This window comes from Streptomyces sp. NPDC029296, from assembly GCF_055569255.1.
This window is the reverse complement of sequence record NZ_JBVHXT010000047.1, coordinates 25,198-46,225: the sequence shown is the minus strand read 5'-3', so window position 1 is coordinate 46,225 and position 21,028 is coordinate 25,198. Positions and strand designations below refer to the sequence as shown.

18 protein-coding genes and 1 pseudogene are annotated in these 21,028 nt (G+C 67.7%); 11 read left to right on the top strand and 8 right to left on the bottom strand.

All coding sequences use genetic code 11. The features are described 5' to 3' along the window. Nucleotides 1-43: 43 nt before the first annotated feature. The 3 genes from ctaF to ACZ4W9_RS33150 form a co-directional block, all read right to left on the bottom strand. Nucleotides 44-433 carry an aa3-type cytochrome oxidase subunit IV gene (ctaF, locus tag ACZ4W9_RS33160; RefSeq protein WP_467942048.1) on the bottom strand — a complete coding sequence of 130 codons (390 nt, stop codon included), beginning with the start codon at nt 431-433 and terminating at the stop codon, nt 44-46. Further along, a complete protein-coding gene (ctaD, locus tag ACZ4W9_RS33155) occupies nt 430-2,157 on the bottom strand; it encodes an aa3-type cytochrome oxidase subunit I (RefSeq protein ID WP_467942089.1) in 1,728 nt (575 codons plus the stop codon). The genes ctaF and ctaD overlap by 4 nt, the downstream gene beginning before the upstream one ends. 990 nt (nt 2,158-3,147) lie before the next feature. After that, entirely contained in the window at nt 3,148-3,615 is a 468-nt protein-coding gene (locus ACZ4W9_RS33150; protein WP_467942045.1) for a hypothetical protein, read from the bottom strand. A gap of 234 nt (nt 3,616-3,849) precedes the next feature. Between ACZ4W9_RS33150 and ACZ4W9_RS33145 the strand changes: the two genes are divergently transcribed. Together ACZ4W9_RS33145 and ACZ4W9_RS33140 are read left to right on the top strand one after the other, a co-directional pair. Then, nucleotides 3,850-4,689, top strand: coding sequence for an SDR family oxidoreductase (locus ACZ4W9_RS33145; protein WP_467942043.1), 840 nt, complete (start codon nt 3,850-3,852; stop codon nt 4,687-4,689). Then, nucleotides 4,686-5,465, top strand: a complete 780-nt coding sequence (locus ACZ4W9_RS33140) for a type I phosphomannose isomerase catalytic subunit (RefSeq protein WP_467942041.1) — start codon at nt 4,686-4,688, stop codon at nt 5,463-5,465. Before ACZ4W9_RS33145 ends, ACZ4W9_RS33140 begins: the two co-directional genes overlap by 4 nt. Here the strand turns inward: ACZ4W9_RS33140 and ACZ4W9_RS33135 are convergent. From ACZ4W9_RS33135 to ACZ4W9_RS33115, 5 genes are all read right to left on the bottom strand, one after another. Further along, the gene (locus ACZ4W9_RS33135) at nt 5,374-6,309 is read right to left on the bottom strand and encodes a PP2C family protein-serine/threonine phosphatase (RefSeq protein ID WP_467942039.1); all 936 of its coding nucleotides are present in this window, start codon (nt 6,307-6,309) and stop codon (nt 5,374-5,376) included. The two genes, ACZ4W9_RS33140 and ACZ4W9_RS33135, sit on opposite strands and share 92 nt — an antisense overlap. A gap of 1,438 nt (nt 6,310-7,747) precedes the next feature. Beyond that, entirely contained in the window at nt 7,748-8,836 is a 1,089-nt protein-coding gene (locus tag ACZ4W9_RS33130; protein ID WP_467942037.1) for a tyrosine-type recombinase/integrase, read from the bottom strand. 63 nt (nt 8,837-8,899) lie between these two features. Further along, complete coding sequence (locus tag ACZ4W9_RS33125; protein ID WP_467942035.1) at nt 8,900-9,106, bottom strand: helix-turn-helix domain-containing protein; 207 nt, start codon at nt 9,104-9,106, stop codon at nt 8,900-8,902. 1,271 nt (nt 9,107-10,377) lie between these two features. Further along, a complete protein-coding gene (locus ACZ4W9_RS33120) occupies nt 10,378-11,295 on the bottom strand; it encodes a formylglycine-generating enzyme family protein (protein WP_467942033.1) in 918 nt (305 codons plus the stop codon). Nucleotides 11,296-11,304: 9 nt separating this feature from the next. Next, nucleotides 11,305-12,084: an aminotransferase class IV family protein gene (locus ACZ4W9_RS33115; protein ID WP_467942031.1), complete on the bottom strand. Its 780-nt coding sequence runs from the start codon at nt 12,082-12,084 to the stop codon at nt 11,305-11,307. Nucleotides 12,085-12,345: 261 nt separating this feature from the next. Here ACZ4W9_RS33115 and ACZ4W9_RS33110 point away from each other — a divergent pair. The 9 genes and pseudogenes from ACZ4W9_RS33110 to ACZ4W9_RS33070 all read left to right on the top strand — a co-directional run bounded on the left by ACZ4W9_RS33110 (nt 12,346) and on the right by ACZ4W9_RS33070 (nt 20,989). Next, a pseudogene (locus tag ACZ4W9_RS33110) lies at nt 12,346-14,234 on the top strand (glycoside hydrolase family 15 protein). Nucleotides 14,235-14,374: 140 nt separating this feature from the next. Beyond that, nucleotides 14,375-15,733: an ATP-binding protein gene (locus ACZ4W9_RS33105; RefSeq protein ID WP_467942087.1), complete on the top strand. Its 1,359-nt coding sequence runs from the start codon at nt 14,375-14,377 to the stop codon at nt 15,731-15,733. A 53-nt stretch (nt 15,734-15,786) separates the two neighbouring features. Further along, entirely contained in the window at nt 15,787-16,287 is a 501-nt protein-coding gene (locus tag ACZ4W9_RS33100) for a roadblock/LC7 domain-containing protein (RefSeq protein ID WP_467942029.1), read from the top strand. Further along, a complete protein-coding gene (locus tag ACZ4W9_RS33095; RefSeq protein ID WP_467942027.1) occupies nt 16,284-16,712 on the top strand; it encodes a DUF742 domain-containing protein in 429 nt (142 codons plus the stop codon). Before ACZ4W9_RS33100 ends, ACZ4W9_RS33095 begins: the two co-directional genes overlap by 4 nt. Continuing rightward, nucleotides 16,684-17,328 (top strand): GTP-binding protein, encoded by a 645-nt coding sequence (locus ACZ4W9_RS33090; RefSeq protein ID WP_467942025.1) that lies wholly within the window; start codon nt 16,684-16,686, stop codon nt 17,326-17,328. The genes ACZ4W9_RS33095 and ACZ4W9_RS33090 overlap by 29 nt, the downstream gene beginning before the upstream one ends. Beyond that, complete coding sequence (locus ACZ4W9_RS33085; RefSeq protein WP_467942023.1) at nt 17,325-17,927, top strand: GAF domain-containing protein; 603 nt, start codon at nt 17,325-17,327, stop codon at nt 17,925-17,927. The genes ACZ4W9_RS33090 and ACZ4W9_RS33085 overlap by 4 nt, the downstream gene beginning before the upstream one ends. A gap of 48 nt (nt 17,928-17,975) precedes the next feature. Further along, the gene (locus tag ACZ4W9_RS33080) at nt 17,976-19,229 is read left to right on the top strand and encodes an acyl-CoA dehydrogenase family protein (RefSeq protein WP_467942021.1); all 1,254 of its coding nucleotides are present in this window, start codon (nt 17,976-17,978) and stop codon (nt 19,227-19,229) included. 133 nt (nt 19,230-19,362) lie between these two features. Then, on the top strand, nt 19,363-20,013 hold the full coding sequence (locus ACZ4W9_RS33075; protein ID WP_467942019.1) for a DUF6624 domain-containing protein: 651 nt from the start codon (nt 19,363-19,365) through the stop codon (nt 20,011-20,013). Between the two features lie 229 nt (nt 20,014-20,242). Then, nucleotides 20,243-20,989 (top strand): hypothetical protein, encoded by a 747-nt coding sequence (locus ACZ4W9_RS33070; RefSeq protein ID WP_467942017.1) that lies wholly within the window; start codon nt 20,243-20,245, stop codon nt 20,987-20,989. Nucleotides 20,990-21,028: the final 39 nt, after the last annotated feature.

Here is a 21,028-nt window from a genome sequence, read left to right as displayed (position 1 = left end):
ACGCGCCGATCGGCAATCCCGCCCGTGTCACTGCTGCCTTGGGTCAGGTGCCGCGGTTGCCGTACTGGAAAACGAATCCCCAGATACCCGGCGCGAGGATCCCGGCGCCGAGGAGGAAGAGCCACAGCCCGTACACCACACCCGCGCCCATGAGGGACGTGCCCAACGCTGCCAGGGCCGGGTAGGCACTGCGCGGCGGGAAGAACGCCACGGGCCCGGCGGTATGGTGCACCGCTGCCTCTTTCCGGTCTTGTGGCAACGACCCGACCTTCTCATGCTGGCGCCAGAGGAAGAGCGCCACGAGGGCCGACATGAGACAGGCGATGACGAGGACGGCGGTCCCGGCCGGCTCCCGGGAGAGCCACCCGTACACAGTGGCACACGTCGCGAAGAAGAAGCTGACCCCTGCGAAAAGGGTGGTTTCGGCCTTCACTCGCGCTCTCCCTCGCCGCCGGCCGCGTCTTTGGCGTTCCCGCTGTTGCCCGAACCGGACGGTGAGTGGGAGTGCGCGTGTTCCGCATGCTCCGGGTGGTGCAGGTCGAAAGCCGGGGATTCCGATCGGATGCGAGGCAGAGCAACGAAATTGTGCTTCGGGGGCGGACACGAGGTGGCCCACTCCAGCGAGCGGCCGTAACCCCACGGGTCGTCGACGGTGACCTTCTCCCCATACCGCGCGGTCCTCCAGACGTTGTAGAAGAACGGCAGTGTGGAGGCGCCGAGCAGGAAGGCGCCGATCGATGAGAGGGTGTTGAGCGCGGTGAAGCCATCGGCGGCCAGATAGTCGGCGTACCGCCTCGGCATGCCCTGCACACCCAGCCAATGCTGGACGAGGAACGTCAGATGGAATCCGACGAACAGCGTCCAGAAGTGGATCTTCCCGAGACGTTCGTGGAGCATGCGTCCGGTGAACTTCGGCCACCAGAAGTAGAAGCCGGCGAACATCGCGAACACGACGGTGCCGAAAAGCACGTAATGCATGTGACCCACGACGAAATAGGTGTCGGTGGTGTGGAAGTCGAGCGGCGGCGACGCCAGGATCACGCCCGTCAGTCCGCCGAAGAGAAATGTGGCGAGGAATCCCAGCGCCCACAACATGGGCGTTTCGAAGGACAACGCGCCGCCCCACATCGTCCCGATCCAGTTGAAGAACTTGACCCCGGTGGGCACCGCGATCAGGAACGAGGCCAGCGAGAAGAACGGCAGCAGCACCGCACCGGTGGCGAACATGTGGTGCGCCCACACGATCGCGGACAGCCCGGTGATGGCGACGGTGGCGCCGATCAGCCCGAAATAGCCGAAGACGGGCTTGCGGCTGAACACCGGGATGACTTCCGTGATGATGCCGAAGAATGGAAGGGCGACGATGTAGACCTCAGGATGTCCGAAGAACCAGAAGAGGTGCTGCCACAGCAGCGCGCCCCCGTTGGCCGCGTCGAAGATGTGGGCGCCGAACTTCCGGTCCGCCATCAACGCCAGCAGCGCCGCTGTGAGCACGGGAAACGCCAGCAACGTCAGGATGGAGGTGAACAGCACGTTCCAGGTGAAGATCGGCATCCGGAAGAGCGTCATGCCAGGGGCCCGCAGACAGATGATGGTCGCGATGAAGTTCACGGCGCCCAGGATCGTGCTCAGGCCCGAGACGACCAGGCCCATCACCCACAGGTCCGCGCCCGTGCCGGGAGAGTCCGTCGAGCTGTTCAGCGGCGCGTAGGCGAACCAGCCGAACGGCGCCGCGCCGCGGGAGGTGAGGAAACCCGACACCACCATCAGGCCGCCGAACAGGTACACCCAGTAGGTGTAAGCGTTCAGCCGTGGGAAAGCCACGTCCGGGGCCCCGATCTGCAGGGGCATGACGGCATTGGCGAACCCCACGAAGGTCGGAGTGGCGAACAACAACATCATCACAGTGCCATGGATGGTGAAGAGCTGGTTGTACTGTTCCTGGCTCACGATCTGCAGTCCCGGCCTTGCCAGCTCCGCCCTCATCACCATCGCCAGGACCCCGGCGAACACGAAAAACCCAAAAGCCGTGGCCAGGTACAGGTGAGCGATGACCTTGTGATCGGTGGTCGTCAGCCACCGCACGACGGCTCTGCCCGTACGCAGCCGCCTCTGCGCAGCGCCGGACTCCGCGGCGCCGCTGTCCACTGCCGTCATCCACACCTCTTTCCGTCGGCGCACGCGCGGCCACGGGACCCGTCGCTCATGCGCGCGATACTCCCACGAGAGTTGACTCCTCAGCCGGTTGTGAAACCGGCGGCGTGGCAGCCGCTCTTCCGGCTGCATGAACGCTCCAACGGCTACGCGGAGGACGGCAGGCGAGGGTCGCTCGAAGCGGCCGGCATCGTCACCGTCCGAGTGACCCGCCCGCCCAGGCCGGCCATGATGGCGGTGAGCTCGCACACCAAGGACAGCGAGTCGCGCCCGTCACCTCCGGCCTCGTCCCTGCGATGAGCGATCAAGGTGCCGAGCCACCGCACGGCACCTCACCGACATCGACAAGGTGCGGCGGCAAACAGGCGACGACGGCGCCGACGGGGCGCTCGGTAGTGCATCGCCTGCACGGCGAGCGGCAGCGGTCCATCGGCAGCGGGACACACCGCGTGGGCGTGGTCGGGTGTCGGACCAGTCGTCCGGCTTACTGCGGAGTCCTCGGAAGGGTCGGCGCCGCGCGACCTCGCCCGGTTCGTGGATTGGCAGACAAGAGAGGTCAATACGCAGGCAAGGTGACGGCTCCGCGTCGGCCGGGGGCTCGCGTTAGGGATGACGCTGCTCCGCGGGGACGTGCTGCTCGCAGAAGCAGGGACGTGCGCCATGCTCGCGCTCTGGCCGGCCCACGAGACGGTGCTTCGAGCAACCGAGCCGGTTCTGCCGAAAGGCCGGGCCGCAGCGGCGCTGACCCGCGTCCACGGTGCGGGGGCGACGGTTGGCGGCTCGTACACAAGGCGGTCCACGTCGCCAGAGAGACTCGAGTGTGTCCGGCCAGGCCGCCGAGCGCCTCCGCAGAGGCTCACCGCCGGGCGGCACCGGACGCCCCTCACGCCACCGACCTCATTGTTTGCCGTCGCCGCCCGCCACGACCATCTCAGCCCGAGCCACCGCTCACCATCGCTCAGCCGATGAGCGGATCCCGAACGGCCGGGCTCGTCACGACCGACGGTCGGAGGCGGCCAGCACCCCATAGGTGGTGAGCCCGTACATCAGATGCGGTACGACGTCCGATGCCCATTCGCTCGCCGACCAGCCCTTGGGGTCGCTCACGCCCAGCCGCGCCACCGGCAAGTCGGTCGCGGTCATGGCCAAGGCGCCGGTGACCACGCCTCCCAGCCACCACGGCAAGCGGATACCGATGCCGCGCGTGAGCGAAACAGCCACTCCCACACCGCAGCCGACAGCGATGCCCGCCAACGCGCCCAGCGCGGAAAGCCGATTGTCCCGAGTGCCATCCGTCCCCGGAATCGGGTGTCCCGCGTCGCGGGTCATCTTGTCCACCGTCTGAGCGGGCGCCTGACTCGCCGGCCTGCCTCGCAGCGCCATGTCGGCGTAGGTCACGGCATTCAATACCGCCGTTCCGGCGGCACCTGCCGCGCCGCCGCGCACAATGCTCTGCATCACGCCTCGCCGAGTTTCCCGAACATGCACACATTAACCAGACGAAGGAGGCATAAAGGGATGTTCGAGCCATTTGGCGTGACGGGTACGGCGCCCGGACCGGTTCGGTCAGGGAGCGAACCTCGCTGTCAGGCGGATAGGCAGTGGGTGCGGCGGGGTACTCACCGCCTCGATCGTCCGTGGGACGGCCCGCCTGGCGCCGGCCCTCGCAGTCCGAGCAATCCCCCAGGAGTCACGATGTCCCAGCCCCGTCAGCAGCAGGTGCCGCCCGGTGTGACCGGTGAGATGGCGCCCGAGCCTGATCACGGCGAGCACAGCTACCGAGGTTCCGGACGGCTGGCCGGCAAGGCCGCGGTGATCACGGGTGGGGACAGCGGTATCGGACGCGCGGTGGCGATCGCCTACGCCCGTGAGGGTGCGGACGTCCTGATCTCCTACCTGGACGAACACGAAGACGCCCAGGAGACCGCACGGTGGGTGCGGGAGGCTGGCCGTACCTGCGGGCTGGTGCCCGGAGACGTGGCCGACCCGGCGCACTGCCGCTCCATCATCGACACGGCCGTGAAGGAGTTCGGCCAGGTCGACGTACTGGTCAACAACGCCGCGCACCAGATGACCCGCGACTCCATCACCGACATTCCCGACGAGGAGTGGGACCGCACACTGGCGATCAACCTCAGCGCCTTCTTCCACCTGACCAAGGCCGCCGTCCCCCACATGCGGCCCGGCTCGGCGATCATCGGGAGCACCTCGGTCAACTCCGACAGTCCGCCGCCGCAGCTCCTGGCCTACAACGTCACCAAGGCCGGCATCGCCAACATGGTCGGCTCGCTGGCCCAGATGCTGGCTTCGAAGGGCATCCGCGCCAACAGCGTCGCCCCGGGGCCCATCTGGACACCGCTCATCCCCGCGACCATGCCGCCCGAGCAGGTCGAGTCCTTCGGATCCCAAGTACCGCTCGGCCGGCCGGGCCAGCCGGCGGAACTGGCGCCGGTGTACGTCATGCTGGCGTCCGACGAGGCCAGTTACGTCTCGGGGGCCCGGGTCGCCGTCACCGGCGGGCAGCCGATCCTGTGAGCGGGCAGGAGACGACCCTCTACCCGTTGCGGCTGTCCGTCACGGCGAGGCCACTGGTGTTCGGCGGGCACGCCATCGCCCGCCGCCTGGGAAAGAGGGGCCTGCCGGACTGGAGCGTCGCGGAGACCTGGGAATGCAGCGACGTCGAGGGCAACCGCAGCGTGGTGACCAATGGTCCGTCGGCGGGCCGGACCCTGCGCCAAGTCCTCACCGACCATCCCGAAGCTCTCATGGGCACCGGTTGGTCCGGCGAGCGCTTCCCCCTGCTGACCAAGTTCATCGATGCCACCGGCACCCTGCCCGTTCACCTCCACGCCGACTACGAGGCCGCCCGACGCCTGGAAGGCCAGCCCAACGGCAAGACCGAAGCGTGGCACATCCTGGATGCCGCCCCCGGCGCGACCGCCCTGTGCGGCGTCAAGAAGGGAGTGACGGCCGAACGGCTGCGCGCCGCGCTGGAGGCCCAGGACTTCGACGCCGTACTGCGCCGTCTGCCGGTCCGCGCGGGAGAGACCCTCTACGTACCCGGCGGCACCCCGCACAGGTCCAGATCACCCCTGACGATGAGTATTATGCAGTCGTCTGCCAGACGGTTGAGCCGTACGTCGACAGGGGCGGCACCCTCCCGGTCGTCGGGCGCGGGCGAGTCGGCTCTCAAGCCTGCCGGGGCGGAGCTCCCGGGTCTCACGGAGTCAACTCCTCCTGGTGGCCACCACGCCACTCGGCAAGCAGGACCGTCGCGTCGTCGTCAAGTCGCCCCTCGTGGTGTTCCATGATCGCGGCCATCAGCCGGCGCAGCGTCTCGTGCAAGGTGAGCCGCCCGGCGTGATGGCGGCGGACGAAGTCGACGAAGCGGTCCCGGCCGAACTCCCTGCCCCGCCCGTCGCGGGCCTCGACCACCCCGTCGGTGTACAGCAACAGACGGTCACCGGGCTGCAGGTGCTCGACGCACTCGGTCACCGGCAGGCCCAGGTCCGTGCCCATGGGGCCGGCCGGCGGGCATTCCAGCTCGGTCGTCCAACGGTTGTCGCGGATGAGGACCGGAAGGTGATGGCCACGGTTGATCCAGGTCAGCCGTCCGCTCGCGGTATCGAGGTCGGCCAGGATGCCGGTGACGTAACGGCTGGTGCTGAACTGCTCCAGCAGCACCTGTTCCACCCGCTCGCTGGCCTGCGCCAGCGACGCGCCCTGGCGACGGGCGTTGCGGCAGGCGGCCACCGCGACGTTCGCGGTGATCCCGGCGGTCGTGTCATGGCCCATCGCGTCGAAGACGCCCAAGTGCAAGGTGGTGCCGTTGATGGCGTAGTCGAAGGCGTCACCGCCCACCTGGTAGGCCGGTTCCATCGTCGCGCCCACCGTGACCTCGTGCCCGGCGTACGCGGGCGGCGGAGTGAGGTTCCACTGCATCTCCGCAGGGACATTCATCGGCTCGGTGCGCACCAACTGCGCGTAGGAGTCGCTGAAGGACCGCTTGCTGAGCAGCAGCAGAGCCGTCATCGACGCCAGATCGCGCAAGGTGTCCCGGGTCGGCTCGTCATCGGTGTCGGTGTCGGCCCGCAGCACGCCCAGCCGCTCCACGCCGTCGGTGACGGCCACCCACCACCGCCGCCGTCCGTTCACCTCCCCACCCGGTGTCGGCTCGGCGAGCACCGCCACGCGGTGTCGGCTCGGCGAGCACCGCCACGCGGTGGTACGCCTGGCCCGGCAGGCTGCCGCCGACGGTGAACTCCTGCCCACCGCCCGCGGCCTCGGGGCTCTTGCCCGTGAGCCGGCGCAGCACCGTCTCACGGATGTCCACGACGAACAGGGCCGTGTCGTATATGCCGACCTCGGCAGCGTGCTCGGCGATCACGTCGGGAAGCTGCTCGAACGTGGCTGTGTGGCTGACCTGCATCATCTTTTTGCCAGCGCCAGGACTGCCGCGGGCCTGTCAAACACGACAAGCGCCCCGGGCGGAACTGCGCTTCCCGGCAGCAGGGACTGCCGACCGCAGCGGTCGTCCGGGCTGCGAGCGCGTCATCGGCATGCGCGGTTCCTCCTCACCAGAACCGGACGAAACGATCGCCAGCCCCCTCAGTGGACGTCACCGCGACCGGCGTGGCACCCGTCGACTTCTGGCCTCTTCCCGGGTACCCCCGTGCCGGCCAAGAACCCCACGGTCCCGAGAGGATCTTCCCTACTGAAGTTCAAGAGTCAGGTCAGAGATATCAGACGCCGCTCTCCCGGCTCTCTGGGCAGCCGTTCGGCCCATAAGAGCATCCAACGAGGAGCACGACACCGACCCCCACGAACCGGTCGGTGATTTGCCACAGCGGCACTCTTTCCAGGGGCGGCTTCCGCAAGATGAACCCGTAAGCAGGATGCGGTATGGCCCTTCGCGGCCTCGCGATAGCGGGCACACCGCGGTCGTCACTGCGGACGGCCGCTACTACCTTGAGCACGGCAAGCACGCCCGGGAGGCGCAGGCGGAGCGGGAGCGGTTGGCCGACGACGCCCGGCAGGCCGCTCTGGCTCCGGCCGGTGGGGCCGAGCTGATCGCCCTGTTGCGCTCGGCCTCCGGGAGGGTCACCGTGCCAGATCCCGCTCCGCGGACCCGGGGCCGGTGGCGGGCGGCTTTCTACGACGCGGTGCATCACGGTCACGTACCCGAAGGGCACAAGCTGCGCTGGACCGGGCGGCAGCGTGGTGACTGCGTCTTCACCCTGGTGGGCGAGGAGACTGAGAAGTCTGCGCAGCCGCCGCCGGTACCGGCACCGGTGATCGATGTACCCGGTGTGCTGGGCCGTCCTCATCGGCTGGTCCGGGCCACACGTACGACCCTCGGCAGGTCCAAGACCGTGGGCGGGTGTTGATCCGCTGCGCGGCCGCTGAGGGATCCGCCTGATCTGCCGGCCAGCCGTCAGGCTCTGGCCGAACTCCTACAGGCGGGTTCTTACGCCCATCCCTGGCCGTACGACAGTGACGGCCGCTGGACTCCGCCCGACGAGGAGCTAACGGAACATCCTTGAGTGCGCGAACACCTCCGCCCTGTCCTTGAGGTGACAGGGCGGAGGCATGTTTACGCGGCGATGACGAGCGGGGAGTCCAGGCGTTGCCAGGCGCCGAGGACGGCCTTGTGAGCGTCGGGCTGGAGGTGGGCGTAACGCTGGGTGGTCTGGAAGCTTTCGTGGCCGAGGAGGTGCTGGACCTCGTAGAGCGAGACACCCTTCTGCACCAGCCACGAGGCGCAGGTATGGCGCATGGAATGCGGCGAGTAGTGCGGGACGGGCTGCTGTTCGCCGTCACTGTCGAAGTAGCAGGCGGCGTCGACGGCCGGCCACCAGGTCTGCCGACGCCAGTTGCCGTCATCGAGGCGGCGGCCGGCCCGGCCCTTGGTGATGGTGGTGAAGACGAGCGCGTCACGGTCGAGCCGGTGGATGTGGCGTTCGAGTGCCTCCAGGACGTGAGGCGGGAGCGGGACCTCGCGTCGGCTCTTGGAGCTCTTGGGGTACTCCTTGATGCCGCTCTTGGTGTTGACCTCCACCACGAACAGGCGCGAGCGGCGCCGGTCGATGCGGTGGCAGTGCAGCCCGGAAAGTTCACCCCAGCGCAGCCCGGTGTAGAAGCCGAGCAGGCACATCGTCTTCCACGCGGTGGGGAGTTCGTCCAGGATGCTTTGCGCCTGGTCGAGCGTGAACCACTGCGGCGGCTTGACCGCGATCGGGGGGAGGTCGATGCTGCGGCACGGACTCACCGCGATGACGTCGTCGTCGACGGCCGCCCGCATGATGGAGGACGTCAGGTTGTAGGCCCGCTTGATGGCCGCGGGGCCCGTGCCCTTCTCGATCAGGGAGCGGATCCAGCTCTGGACGTCCATGCGGGTGATGGCCCGCATCTCCCACTCCGCCCAGTAGGGCAGAACATGGTTCTTGATGCTGGAGGCGTCTCCCCGCAGGGTGTGCGGCTCGACCACACGGGCGTTCCACCACCGGTCGTGCCACTCGCGGAAGGCCATCTCACCGGCCCGCGGATCACGCATGGTGCCGCGGGCGAACTGGGTCTCCATCTCGATACCCCAGGCACGGGCCTGGGCTTTGAGCGGGAAGCTCTCGCTGAACCGGTCTCCGCTCCGGTTGCGTACGGTCGCCTGCCACTTGCCTGACGTCAACTTGCGCAGATACGCGGTACTACTCCTTTGTTCGGGGATGAGGGACAGGCTGACAGCACGAGGTCAGCGACGGTTGCGCGGGGAAACGACCGACCTGCTGGCGATGAACTCCTCCAGCCCGCCGACAGGCACACGGACACGGGAGCGGCCCGTTCCGGTACGCAGGTCGACAACCGGCAGTTCCCCGGCGGCGATGAAGCGGTAAACGGTACGCCGGTCGACGTCTAGAGCGGCGGCTACGGCAGGAACGGACAGCAAACGGGTAGACATCGATGAGTCCTCGCGGGAGCTGAAGAGGGAAAAGGGGCAGCCAGCGCACCGGCCCAGCCGGACGGCGAGAGGGACCAGGACAAGACCACAGCCGTCAATCCTCTATCCGGAAGCGATGCGGGTAGCGCTGGGCAAGCCAGCTTGCGTTCAGGCCAGCCCATTCGGCGACGCACCAGACGGGGACACCCGCCTTAAGCCACTAGTCCAGGGAGGACTCATCCCGCAGACGACGAGGACAGGGGGTATCACCGATGGGTACATGGATCGGATCTTCCTTGCTCGAAGACGAGAAATGACGGGACCGAGGCGACAGCCTCGGCATCGCGCGTGAGTCGCGAAGTTCCGTCTCTTCCAGGGAGGCGCTGCCAGGCAGGGCGTTTTGCGGCTCCTCTCCGCACACGCAAGGCCCTGCATCCGCTACGGCTCCACCGTCAAGAGCAGCCGAAGACGAACACCATCAATGATGATGACGATCGCCGGTTTGGCTAACCGGCGATCATGGTCTATGTTGCGCTCACCGTGCGCCGACTAGGTGCCCTGCGCCGGCCCCCATGGAGCCGGTGGACCCGTCGGCGGCGCAGGCACCACCCGATGGAGGATGGGATGAGCAGCACGCCCTCCCAGCGTCACTGATACCTCAGCGTGCGAGTTAGGCGAGACTAGCCACAACATGGCGGAACACAAGATGCACGTCGAGATAGGAAACTCCTCTGCCGTTATCCGACGCAACAGCCCGTCCCCCCTTCAGCCAGCGTGTTGTAAGTTGACATAGCACGAGGGAGGGTTCCAGTCTTTTGCGCGCTTTGCTCGTCTGCCGTGAGCGAATGCCGACTGCATGGCGACTCAGGTAATCCTGGGGGAGTCCGTGAATTCGGGCGAAGATTCCGCTGCATCCAAGAGGTACCGATATGCGGCGCTACGGCCCGCCGGTTAGGTCCGTAGCGCCCCAGTCGGAGTTTGCGATGAGGGTGCCGTGCTGGACCCGGGCGAAGGCGCTCTTGGCGGGAGCCGCGCGGGCAGCCTCCAGCAACGGGTTGCCATAAGCGGTGCTGGGTCGACCGAGATGGTCGTTGATACGCAAGTCCATGGGCCTGCAGGAGTATTTTCCGAGCCGTTCTCGCCGACGAGGGCGTTTAGTTCTCCTCAGGCCGTGTGAGTGATACGTCGACCGCGCCCCTAGACCCCGTGGCACTGGTCTCACCGTCCAGGACGTCGCGGTCACCCTCGACGGACTCATCAGCCGGCCCTGCGCCTATGGTGCGTGGGCAGCGTTACTCCGCGACTACGCAGCGAAATCCTGTGTCGTTATCCTGCATCGTGGCATCCGCCGAATTCACCAGGGATGGTGCCGCTCGTTCGAAGGGTGACGTGAAGGCACTTCCTTTCAATTCGTACCGGCCACTGCCGGGTGATTCCTCGGTGGAGCACCACTCCCATACGTTGCCGCACATGTCGCACACGCCGAACGGGCTGACACCGGACTGGTACCGGAAGACCGGCGTAGTCGTATCGATCCCAGTCTCCGCAACGTTGCATTTCGCAGCCGTGGGCTCGTTGCCCCAGGGGTAGATCCGCCCTCTCGACCCCCGAGCGGCCTTCTCCCATTGCAGGGCCGTCGGTAACATCTTTCCGGCCCAGCGGGCGTACGCGGTGGCGTCTGACCACGTCACCCAAACAACTGGGTGGGTAGCGAGGCCATCTGGGCATCGGCCGTCCGGCCAGTGCCGAGGTGGGCGATGCCCAGTGGCCCGAACGAACCGCTCGTAGTCACGGTTGGTCGTTGGATAGACGTCAATGCGGTAGGAGTCCAGCCAGACTGATCGGCTGTCGGGACCAGAAAGGTAGATGCCCCCTTCAACGAGGGTCATGAGTTTTCCGTCGACGTGGTGCTGGCTGGCACGCGGATCGCGGCGCAACAGTTCTTGGGCTCGTTCGTCGTGCTCGGCGGCGGCACGCTCGGTGAGAAGAGCCGCGAACCGCTGTTGCACGGCGGGATCGGCTTGTGCGAGCACGGTGTCGAGGGCTGACTGGTTGTCGAGGCTGAGTTCCAACGTCTCTCCGCGGCCCTCCCATCGAGGAACCTGGCGGGGATTTACGCCGACCAACTCGGCGAATGCCTTGCCGGTCTTACGCATGGCGAAGCGAAGCAGCCCGGCTTCGCGACCGGTCCACCTGGTCACCCCTGTCACGGCCGCGCCTTATGGCGTCTCACCAGAGATTGACAAATAGACATCGCGCAGCTGTCTCAACGCCGGATGATCGACGGGGAGTTCGGTCTGATCGATTGCTGCGACGGCTCGCACGCCGATGCTCGTGTTCGTGGCGAAGGCGGCTTTCATAGCCTTGGCCTGGTCCAAGGTAATGGTGGCCACCCGGTGCTCGACTTGCTCTTGAAGCAGCGCCATGGTGACCCCTGGCAGAACCGGTGCCTGCGGCCAGACCACCATGCCGTTTTTGTCGATGAATCCCGCGTTCCAGGTACCGCCTTCGCTGACGAGCCCGTCATTACCGACGAACAACGCATCGTCGAATCCGTTAAGTTGGGCGGCTCGCCGGGCGTGCAGGGCACCGAATAGCCCGGTGTGTTTCACCTCAGGCAGGTCTCGCTCATACGGCACGCTCATGGCACGGAGCGGGGCCGGAGGCATCGCAGCGGCGCCCCGCACAGTCACCAGCACCTGCGGGTCGTCAGCGTCCCCGGGGCGCCCCATATCGACTGTGGGGTCATAGACCGTCACACGGATGACGCATGGCTGCGTCTGACCGCTCAGGGCTTGGCGGACGTACTCGCGGACACGTTCGGTGTCCAGGTCGGCACCCCACACAGTCCTGCAGTCCTTCGAGAGGCGCTCCAAGTGCAGGGACAGGCCGCGGATTCGGCCGTCTTCGGCGCGCATGGACGTGAAGTGGCCCACGTTGACCAGCGCCAGTGGCATCAGTTCATCGGCAGATACGGGCTTTCCATTGAGTGTCGCCATGCGCCCAGCATGGCAGGACAAGTCTTCCAACCGGCACCCCACAGTCGGTTACTGACGAGTCAACGTCACTGGGAGGTCATTCCCAAGTTATGAGGGCCCGGTGTTCTCTGTTCACACTCCGGGCATGCCTGGTCACCACCTGCGGGCGGCGCGACCGGCTGCCTGGGCTCCGGCCGTGACGGTCAGCACCACCCACCACTGCCCCACAGGGCTACCCCAACGGCTCTCCTAACTAGGGAGCGCTTTGGAGAACCGGACATAATGAAACATACCCCCCTTATCGAGCAGTACGGTCTGATCGGTGACATGCGGACGGCGGCGCACGTCTGCGACAACGGTTCGATCGACTGGTTGTGCCTGCCGCGCTTCGACTCGGACGCCTTTTTCGCACGCCTGGTCGGCGAGAAGGAGCACGGTAGTTGGCACTTAGCGCCGGACTCTGCGGGTTCGGACGACACCGACACGGCCGCTCAGCGGCGTTATGCCGGTGACTCCGCCGTCCTCGAATCGGTGTGGAAGACGCCGACCGGCACGGTGCGGGTCACCGACTTCATGCCTCCGGACGGTAACGCGCCTCAGGTAATTCGGATCGTCCAGGGCGTGACCGGCCAGGTGCCGATGGTTTCCACCATGTGCTCGCGGCCGGGTTACGGCAACGTCACTCCGTGGATCCACCAAGTGGGCGAGCGCGTGGTGGCCGAGGCCGGCGCCGATGCTCTCTGGCTCGATGCCGACACCGAGCAGACGGTCAGGAACGGTGTGGTCGTCAGCGTCTTCACCGTCGCCGCCGGGCAATGCGTGGCGTTCGTGCTGAGCTGGGCGCCCTCGAACGGTAGGCCGCCGCGGGTCACCGATCCTCAGGGCGCGCTCGTGGCAACGCTCGGGTTCTGGGAGGAGTGGGCAGGGCAGTGCACGTACGACGGACCCTACCGTGACGCCGTGATCCGGTCCCTGATCACGCTCAAGCAGCTGATCTACGCGCCGAGCGGCGGGATGGTCGCGGCGCCGTCGTCATCCCTGCCCGAGGCGATCGACCTCACGATGAACTACGACTACCGGTACGGCTGGTTACGGGACTCCGCCACCGTCGTGGTCACGCTGCTGGAAGCAGGGTACCGAGAAGAGGCCGAGGCGTGGCGGCGGTGGTTGCTCAGGTCGGTGGCCGGCGATCCGGAGAATCTCCAGATCTTGTACTCGGTCACCGGAGAGCGTGACGTGCTCGAACGGGTGCTGGATTGGCTGCCCGGCTATGAGGGCTCGGCGCCTGTCCGGGTCGGCAACGCGGCGGCCACGCAGCTGCAGCTGGATGTGTACGGCGATGTGTTCGAGGCCCTCTATCTCGCGCACGAGAGAGGTGTCCCCCAGTGCGAGGAGCCGTCCTGCACCAGCAGCTCGTGCAGTACCTGGTCAAGAGCTGGCAGAAGCCGGACGAGGGGATCTGGGAGATCCGTGGCCCGCGCCGGCACTTCGTCCACTCGAAGGTGATGGTCTGGGCCGCGGTCGACCGCACGATCCGCCTGGCCGAGGTCGGCGCGCTCGACGTCGACCTGTTCGAGCTGATCGAGGTCCGCGAGGCGATCCACCGCGAGGTGTGCACGAAGGGCTTCGACCCGGTCCGCAACACCTTCACCCAGTCCTACGGCTCGCAGGAACTGGACGCGGCACTGCTTCTGATTCCCCTGATGGGTTTCTTGCCGCCTGACGACCCGCGCGTCATCGGCACCATCAACGCGGTCCAGCGGGAGCTGACCAGCCCGGAGGGACTCGTGTATCGCTACGTAACCGCCGACGGCCGCACCGGGGTCAGCGGCTTCGCCGGCCACGAAGGCACCTTCCTGCTCTGCTCGTTCTGGCTCGTGGACACCCTCGCGGTGAGCGGTCGTTTCAATGAGGCCCGCGCGCTGTTCGAGCGCCTTCTGGCACTACGCAACGACTTGGGGCTGCTCGCCGAGGAGTACGACTCCGAAGCCGGGCGTCAGCTGGGGAACTTCCCGCAAGCCTTCAGCCACAAGGCTCTGGTGCGGTCCGCCGTCCTGCTTCACCGGCTCTCGGTAACCACGGCGGCGAGCCTCCCGGTGCCGGTGATGCCCCGGCCCGCCTCCAGGGCCGAGCAGGACGCCAGGGCCCTGGCCGCCGCCCCCCGCGTCTGACCGCCGTTGCTCTCCTTTACCTCCTGAGGATCGTCATGCCGCACCGCGTCTCACCCATCCCCTCGGCCAGATCTCACGGCCGCAGACGCCGGCCCACGCCGATCGACCAGTCCGTTCTGCGCCGGATCCGACACGCCGTGATGGTGCCGCTGGTGCAACTGGTGGTGCTCGTGGCAGTCGGTCTCGTGGTCTGGCGGACAGGCATCTGGCCGGAGACCGGGGTGCTGGTCGGAGTGGTGGGCGGCCTGGTCATCGTCATCTTCTTCGCGGCGCGGGAGGCGCGTGCCGCGGCAGGCTTCGCGCACGGCGTCGCGGAAGAGGCTCGCACGGCGGAGCAGGCGGCGGTCCTGGGTGCGCTGTCCATCGCGGAGAAGACGCTGCTGTGGTCGACCGACCAGCTGTGCGGCGGAACCCGGCCGCCGGTCCCCGCCGTACCGGAGCCGCTATCGACGGAGCCGGCCGCACGCGCCGAAGCGGCGGTGCACGCGTTGCAGGCCCAGATCGTGGTGTCTCTGGTGCGTGTCCACGACGAGGCCGCGCCGGACGTACTGCTCGACGTCCTGCGCCGACTGGCCTTGCGCGAGCACGCCTTGGTCACCAGAGCGCTGGTCGGCCTCACCGAGCTGGAGAGGGCGACGGACGATCCGGAGTGGCTGGACCCCCTCTGGCGAATCGACCACCTCATGACCCGGCTACGCCGCCATGTGGAGAGCACGGCCGTGCTGGGCGGACAGTCGCTGCGCACCAGCCAGCAGCCGCTCCGCGTAATGACGGTGCTGCGCGGAGCCAGCTCCGAAGTGGTCCAGTTCTCGCGGGTCTCGTCTGTCGCAGGCTCAGCCACGGCGGACATCGGCCTGGCCGGGCACGTGGGACCCGACGTGATGCACCTGCTAGCCGAGCTGATCGAGAACGCCTGCGAGAACTCCGACCCGGCCACCCAGGTGACCGTGCGCGCGCAGCCGGTCCAGACCGGCCTGGCGATCGAGGTGGAAGACCGCGGTCTGGGGCTGCGTCCGGAGGTACGCGACCAGATGAACCGCCTGCTCGCCACGCCGGACGAGGTGGATGTCAGCAACCAGGTGCGCGCCGGACAGATCGGGCTGCTGACGGCCGCGAAGATCGCACAGCGACACCACATCTACGTCCAGTTGCAGGAGAACCCCACCGGCGGCACCACGGCACTCGTCGTCGTGCCCACCAGGGTCCTGGTCCAGATGCCGCCGGTGCCAACGGTGAGCGCCCAGCGCACCGGACCACACCCGGTGGGCGCCCCACCAGCACCGCCCACGCCAGTGCAGCCCGCCGCTCGCCCGGCTCGGGAGAAGCAGTCTCAGCAAGGCGGCGAGCCGCAGCTTCCCCGGCGTCCGCGCACCCACGGGGCTCTGCGGGCCACTTCCCCGCAGCAACCAGCCCCGATGACGGCCGCGACCTCAAGCATGGCCGCTGACTTCCTGGCCGGCAGCCGGAAAGGCAGCACGCCTCAGCCGTCCGAATCCTGACGCAGGCAACCAGTGCGCCTGTCCCCCCACTATCCCGTTTGGAGCGATTCGCTATGAGCATCACCCGTGACGCGGAAAGCGCCGGTCGCCACGACGTAGCGCGCAGTGCAAAGGAAAGCATGGCCTGGATGTTGCAGCAGTTCACCGACGAACTGCCGGACGTTACGCACGCGGTACTACTGTCGCGCGAGGGCCTGCGGCTGCTGGACGGCGGCGTCGATAAGGACTGGGCAGACGAATTGTCCGCGGCGATCAGCGGGGTGGCGTCGCTCGCGGCGAACGTGACCGGGCCGACGGGCAAGGAGCGGCCGGCCAAGCAGGTGCTGATCGAACGGGACGACTGTCTTCTTCTCGTGCAGAACGCCGGCGGCAGCTCGGCTTTCGAGAACCAGCCCGGCGCCATCGACGGGGTGGTGGACACCATTTTGGTCGTCGTCACCGTCCCGGACGCCGGCGTCGGCACCGTCTCGTTCGAGATGAGTCGCCTGATCAGGCGCTTCGCCGACTACATGGAGGTCCCGGTGCGGGCGGCTTCGGGCGATGTGGCCCCGTGACCGCCCATGGGACCAGCAGGGAGCGGCCTGAGAGCGCCGGCGAGCAGTCGGAGTTCGTCCGCACGTACACCCTGACGGGCGGGCGGACCAGGGCGCGGCATCCGTTGAGTCTGGACACCGTGCTGCAGCCCGGCTCCGGCAGGCCCGGGCCCGGTCTGCCGCCGGAGTGCCAGGAGATCGTCGCGCTGTGTCGGGAACACCAGCGGTCGGTGGCGGAGCTGGCGGGCTGGCTCGGCCGTCCCGTCACCGCTGTCAAGATCCTCGTCTCCGACCTCCTGGACGCAGACGCTCTCACTCTGTCCCTCTCGGCCGCCTACACCACCGACCAAGGCAAGCGGAGGCCCAGCACGCAGCTGCTGCTCGCCGCCGTGGTCGGGCTTCGAAAGAGGTATCCGGATGCTGTCTCCCACCTTCGGGCCGGCTGACCCCACGGCGCCGTCCGGGCCGCGGGCGGCGTCCCAGCAGCTGACCACTCTCAAGATCGTGATCGCCGGAGGTTTCGGTGTCGGCAAGACCACCGCGGTGGGAGCCGTCAGCGAGATCACGCCCCTGCGGACCGAGGAGTACCTGACCGAGTCCAGCGTCCCGGTGGACAGCCTGGAAGGCATCGAGGCCAAGACCACCACCACGGTCGCCTTCGACTTCGGCCGGCTCACCCTCCCCGACGCACCCGTACCCATGGAGCTGTTTCTCTTCGGCGCGCCTGGCCAGGACCGCTTCCTCGGCCTGTGGCGCGACCTCGCCCGCGGGGCGATCGGCGCCGTGGTCCTGGTCGACACACGCCGCCTGGAAACCAGCTTCACCGCCATCAACTTCTTCGAGGACAACGGCATGCCGTTCGTCGTCGCCAACAACGTCTTCGCATGCGCTCCCCGCTTCCATCCCGAGCAGATCCGCGCCGCGCTGGAGCTTGACCCGCACGTCCCCGTGCTGACCTGCGACGCGCGCCGTGCGGACCACGTAGCCGCAGCCTTGATCACCCTCGTTCAGCACGCTGTCCACACCGCCCCCGACCACTCCGTCTTCCAGGACGCCCGATGACCTTCCCCGCCCTGCCGACCCACCAGCCGCACTCTCCCACCCCGCTGTCCACCCGCAGCGCACAGAGCACTACCGGCGAACTGTCCCCCGTCTCTCAGGCCACCGAGGTGGCCCAGCGGTACCGGGTGATCCACCGCCTCGGCCTGCCCACCGAGGCACACCCGGAGTTCGATGAGATCGCCCGTCAGCTGTCCGACCGGACCGGCTTCCTGTACGGCATCATCAACTTGTTCCTCGAATGGCGGCAGACCTTCATCGGGCTGCACCAGCCGCTGCCCGGCAGCGGATACGTCCTCCTCGGCCGAACCATGAGCCTCGATCACGGCTATTGCCCGGAGGTCATGGACCGCCGCAAGGCCCTTCCCCTGCCCGATGTCCATGCCAGCCCTCGCTTCGCCGGCAACCACGTCGTCGACGTCATCAATATCCGTGCCTACTTCGGGGTCCCGCTCATCTCCGACGACGGCATCTGCATCGGCACCGCCTGCGTCATAGACCCGGAAAAACGGCCCCAGAGCGATGCCCGCCTCACGCAGAACAAGGTGAAGGACATCGCCCGCGAGGTCATGGCCCTCCCCGCCGGCCGCTCCGGTCACTGACTCGCCCCCTCCGGGAAACCCAGCCAGCATTCCTCCAGGCAGAGGGAGATGAGCATGTCCACCACCCCGCCCCCATCAGCACTCCAGCCATACCTCACCCCCCGCCACAGAGCGCTGTGGCAGGAGGCCGACACCGTCGCGGCCAAGGACATCGCCCCGCGTGTGGCCCGCATGGAAGCAGCTCCGCGCCGCGTGGAGCGCCAGGCCGCCGATCTCATCGCCCGGCGCGGCTGGTTCGGGGTGACGATCCCCGAAGCGCTCGGCGGCATGGGCGCCGGGCACGTTGCCAAGGCGATTCTGATCCACCGGATCGCCTGCGTCTCGGCCGCTGCCGCAGCCATCCTCCAGGCCACCCTCATCCCCGTTGGCGCGCTGCTGAACTGGGCCACCGACACCCAGAAGAAGCGCTGGCTGCCGCAGGTCGCCGAGGGAACGCTGCTGCTGTCGATCGCCACCACCGAGCCGACCGCCGGCGGCCACATCGGAGGCATCAAGACCACCGCCGACCGCCACGGTGACGAGTGGGTGATCAGCGGCAACAAGGCTCACATCGGCAACGGGAATCTGGCCGGGGCCCATCTCGTCATCGCCCGCACCGCCGGACCGGACGTGCCACCCTCAGAGGCGCTTACCGCGTTCATGGTCGAGTCCCACCGTAAGGGTGTCAGGGTGGGTGGTCATCATCCCAAACTTGGGCTACACGGCTTCTCGGTCGGCCGCCTCGACTTCGCCCGGGTCCGTGTGCCGGATGAGAACCGGATCGGCGAGGTCGGACGGGGGCTCGATGTCGCGATGAGCAGCAGCATCCTCTACGGCCGTGCCAACCTGGCCGCGGTCAGTCTCGGCGTGCACGAGAAGATCGTGGAGACCACTGCCTCCTACCTGAAGGGACGCCCCCGTTACGGCGGTTCCCTGTCCGACCAGCCGGTGGTGCGGGACCGCATCGGTGAGATGGAGTCCCGTCTGCGAGCCGCCCGCAACCTGGTCTACCAGGCCGTTTACCTCCGCGACCTCGGCCTGTCCTGCGACGCGGAACTGATCAACGCCAAGTACCGCAGTCACGCCTATGCTGTGCGATCCGCCCAGGACGCCATGGAGCTGCACGGCGCGCACGGCCTGAGCGCCGACTACCCACTCCAGCGGCTGTTGCGCGACGCCCAGTGCACCTACCCACCCGCCGGCACCGGCGAAGTACAACGCATCCGCCTGGCCGACGCCGCCTTAAGCGAAGACCCCATCCAGTGGTCCGAACGCCTGCCTCCGGAACCGGCCTGGATGCCTACCAGTCACGCCCCGGCATAAGCCCCCGCGCGACAGTGCCCGGGATCCGTATCACCGCGCACGGTCCCGTCCTCAGCCTCGACCCCCGTAAGAGGCATCGGCGGCTCCCCCTTCATTCCCCCTGTCACTACCGACGCTGACTGAAAGAGACACCGTGGACCACCGTACGGCGGACACTTCGCCCCCAGGCCCGTTCAAGGCCCTGCGGAAGGACTCCGTGATCGCGCCGCCGCAGCGACCTGACCTCGCCCGCGACCTAATCGCCCGCGCCGAACGGGCCAGTACGCACTGGTCGCGACGCATCCGCCACGAGCTGGAATCCATCCGGCTCGGCCAGGTCCGTCACGCCGATCACGCCAACGCCAGCATTCTGCGACGAATACTGGCCGAGTACGACTGGCCCGGCTACCAGCTCGTGGGCCCCGACGGCTGCTGCGCCGCCTGGCAAATCGCTCTGCACGCCGACGACGACCCCGATGTGCAGCGCTCGGCCGCTCGCCTCCTGCACCGTGCCGCCCAACACGATGACGCCCCGGCCTGGCAGTGGGCCCATCTGCACGACCGGGTCCTGATCAGCACCGGCCAGCCACAGGAGTACGGCACCCAGTACATACTGTCCCCCGAGACAGTGGAGCGGTACCCCGTGCGTGAACCGGCCGGCCTCGACATCCGCCGGGCACAAGTCGGTCTCCCGGCCGCCTCCGACGCAGACGCCGCTCTCCGTCAGCGCCTCGCTTCCACGCTCGGCCACCCCGACATCACGACCGACACGGTCGTCCTCGCCCAGCTGGCAACCGCGGCATGACCCCGTTGCGGCCGTACGCCTCACCTGCCGTCCGCTGTCCGCAGCGTCGGCAGCGCACAAGCACGGTCGGACCTCAAATCGTCCCCTCGGTCGCTGCTGCTCGAAGCGCGGCCGAGGGGGCTTCCAGCCACAGCGCCCCGCCTGGTCTCACCCTTCGTCGGCCCAGCCCGGCAGCGCGTCCCCGCTGCGCTCGTATCTCGTTCGCAGCTCCCGATCAATGGTGCCCAACATGCCCGACTCGATCTCACAGACCGACTCCACCCCGCCTCCGGACCCGCAAGAGGCACTCGGCGATGCCGTCAGGCGTCTTCGAAACCTTCTGCAGGACATCCCCGGGGTCCACCATCTGCTGCCCGACTCCGCACCCTGGGTCCACGTAGTGTCCTGCGACGGGGACGTGCTGGCCGTACCCGGCACCGATGCCTCTGACCCCGATGCCGTCACCATCGTGAAAGCCGTTTTGGCCAGGGCCGGCGTGCAGGCGTACGTCGAACAGCAAGAGCGCACCGTCGGCCCAGCCGTGGTCATCAGCTTGCGCACCGCCGAAGACGTGAACAAGCTGGTCCATACCGTCATAGCCACGCTGCCGGAACCGCTGAAGAAGGCGTGGGAGCTGACCGCGGTCATGCGCGGGCACGGCTTCTACGACCCCGCTGCCGTCTACAGCCGGCGCGGCCAGGTCAAGGGCATACAGCTCACGCTGGACGACGCTCGAAAAGTGCAGGCAGCCCTCGGGGACCGCGACGCCAAGCTGGTCGTGAAATCACCTCTCGATCTGTACATTGCCGCCGACGCCTTCGCTCGGTTCCTCAACGACAAGCTGACCGGGAACCCGGTCGATGTCAGCGCGTACCCTTCCCGGGGCGACCTGTGCGACAACTGCATGGACCACCTCCTCGTCCTTGGCCCACTCTCCGTGAAACAGGCGGAGCAACTGACCAGCGGGCTCACCAGGACACTGCTGGAGCTGCCGTGACCGCCCCCTGCCCGCGCCCGCCCTGGCTGCTGCCTGTCC

Bases quoted from the DNA above. Each gene is read 5' to 3' on its own strand.
- ACZ4W9_RS33085 (WP_467942023.1), top strand. From the start codon at position 17,325: ATGACCTTCCCCGCCCTGCCGACCCACCAGCCGCACTCTCCCACCCCG.
- ACZ4W9_RS33080 (WP_467942021.1), top strand. From the start codon at position 17,976: ATGAGCATGTCCACCACCCCGCCCCCATCAGCACTCCAGCCATACCTC.
- ACZ4W9_RS33070 (WP_467942017.1), top strand. From the start codon at position 20,243: ATGCCCGACTCGATCTCACAGACCGACTCCACCCCGCCTCCGGACCCG.
- ACZ4W9_RS33145 (WP_467942043.1), top strand. From the start codon at position 3,850: ATGTCCCAGCCCCGTCAGCAGCAGGTGCCGCCCGGTGTGACCGGTGAG.
- ACZ4W9_RS33105 (WP_467942087.1), top strand. From the start codon at position 14,375: ATGGTGCCGCTGGTGCAACTGGTGGTGCTCGTGGCAGTCGGTCTCGTG.
- ACZ4W9_RS33115 (WP_467942031.1), bottom strand. From the start codon at position 12,084: ATGGCGACACTCAATGGAAAGCCCGTATCTGCCGATGAACTGATGCCA.
- ACZ4W9_RS33100 (WP_467942029.1), top strand. From the start codon at position 15,787: ATGAGCATCACCCGTGACGCGGAAAGCGCCGGTCGCCACGACGTAGCG.
- ACZ4W9_RS33090 (WP_467942025.1), top strand. From the start codon at position 16,684: ATGCTGTCTCCCACCTTCGGGCCGGCTGACCCCACGGCGCCGTCCGGG.
- ctaD (WP_467942089.1), bottom strand. From the start codon at position 2,157: ATGACGGCAGTGGACAGCGGCGCCGCGGAGTCCGGCGCTGCGCAGAGG.
- ACZ4W9_RS33125 (WP_467942035.1), bottom strand. From the start codon at position 9,106: ATGTCTACCCGTTTGCTGTCCGTTCCTGCCGTAGCCGCCGCTCTAGAC.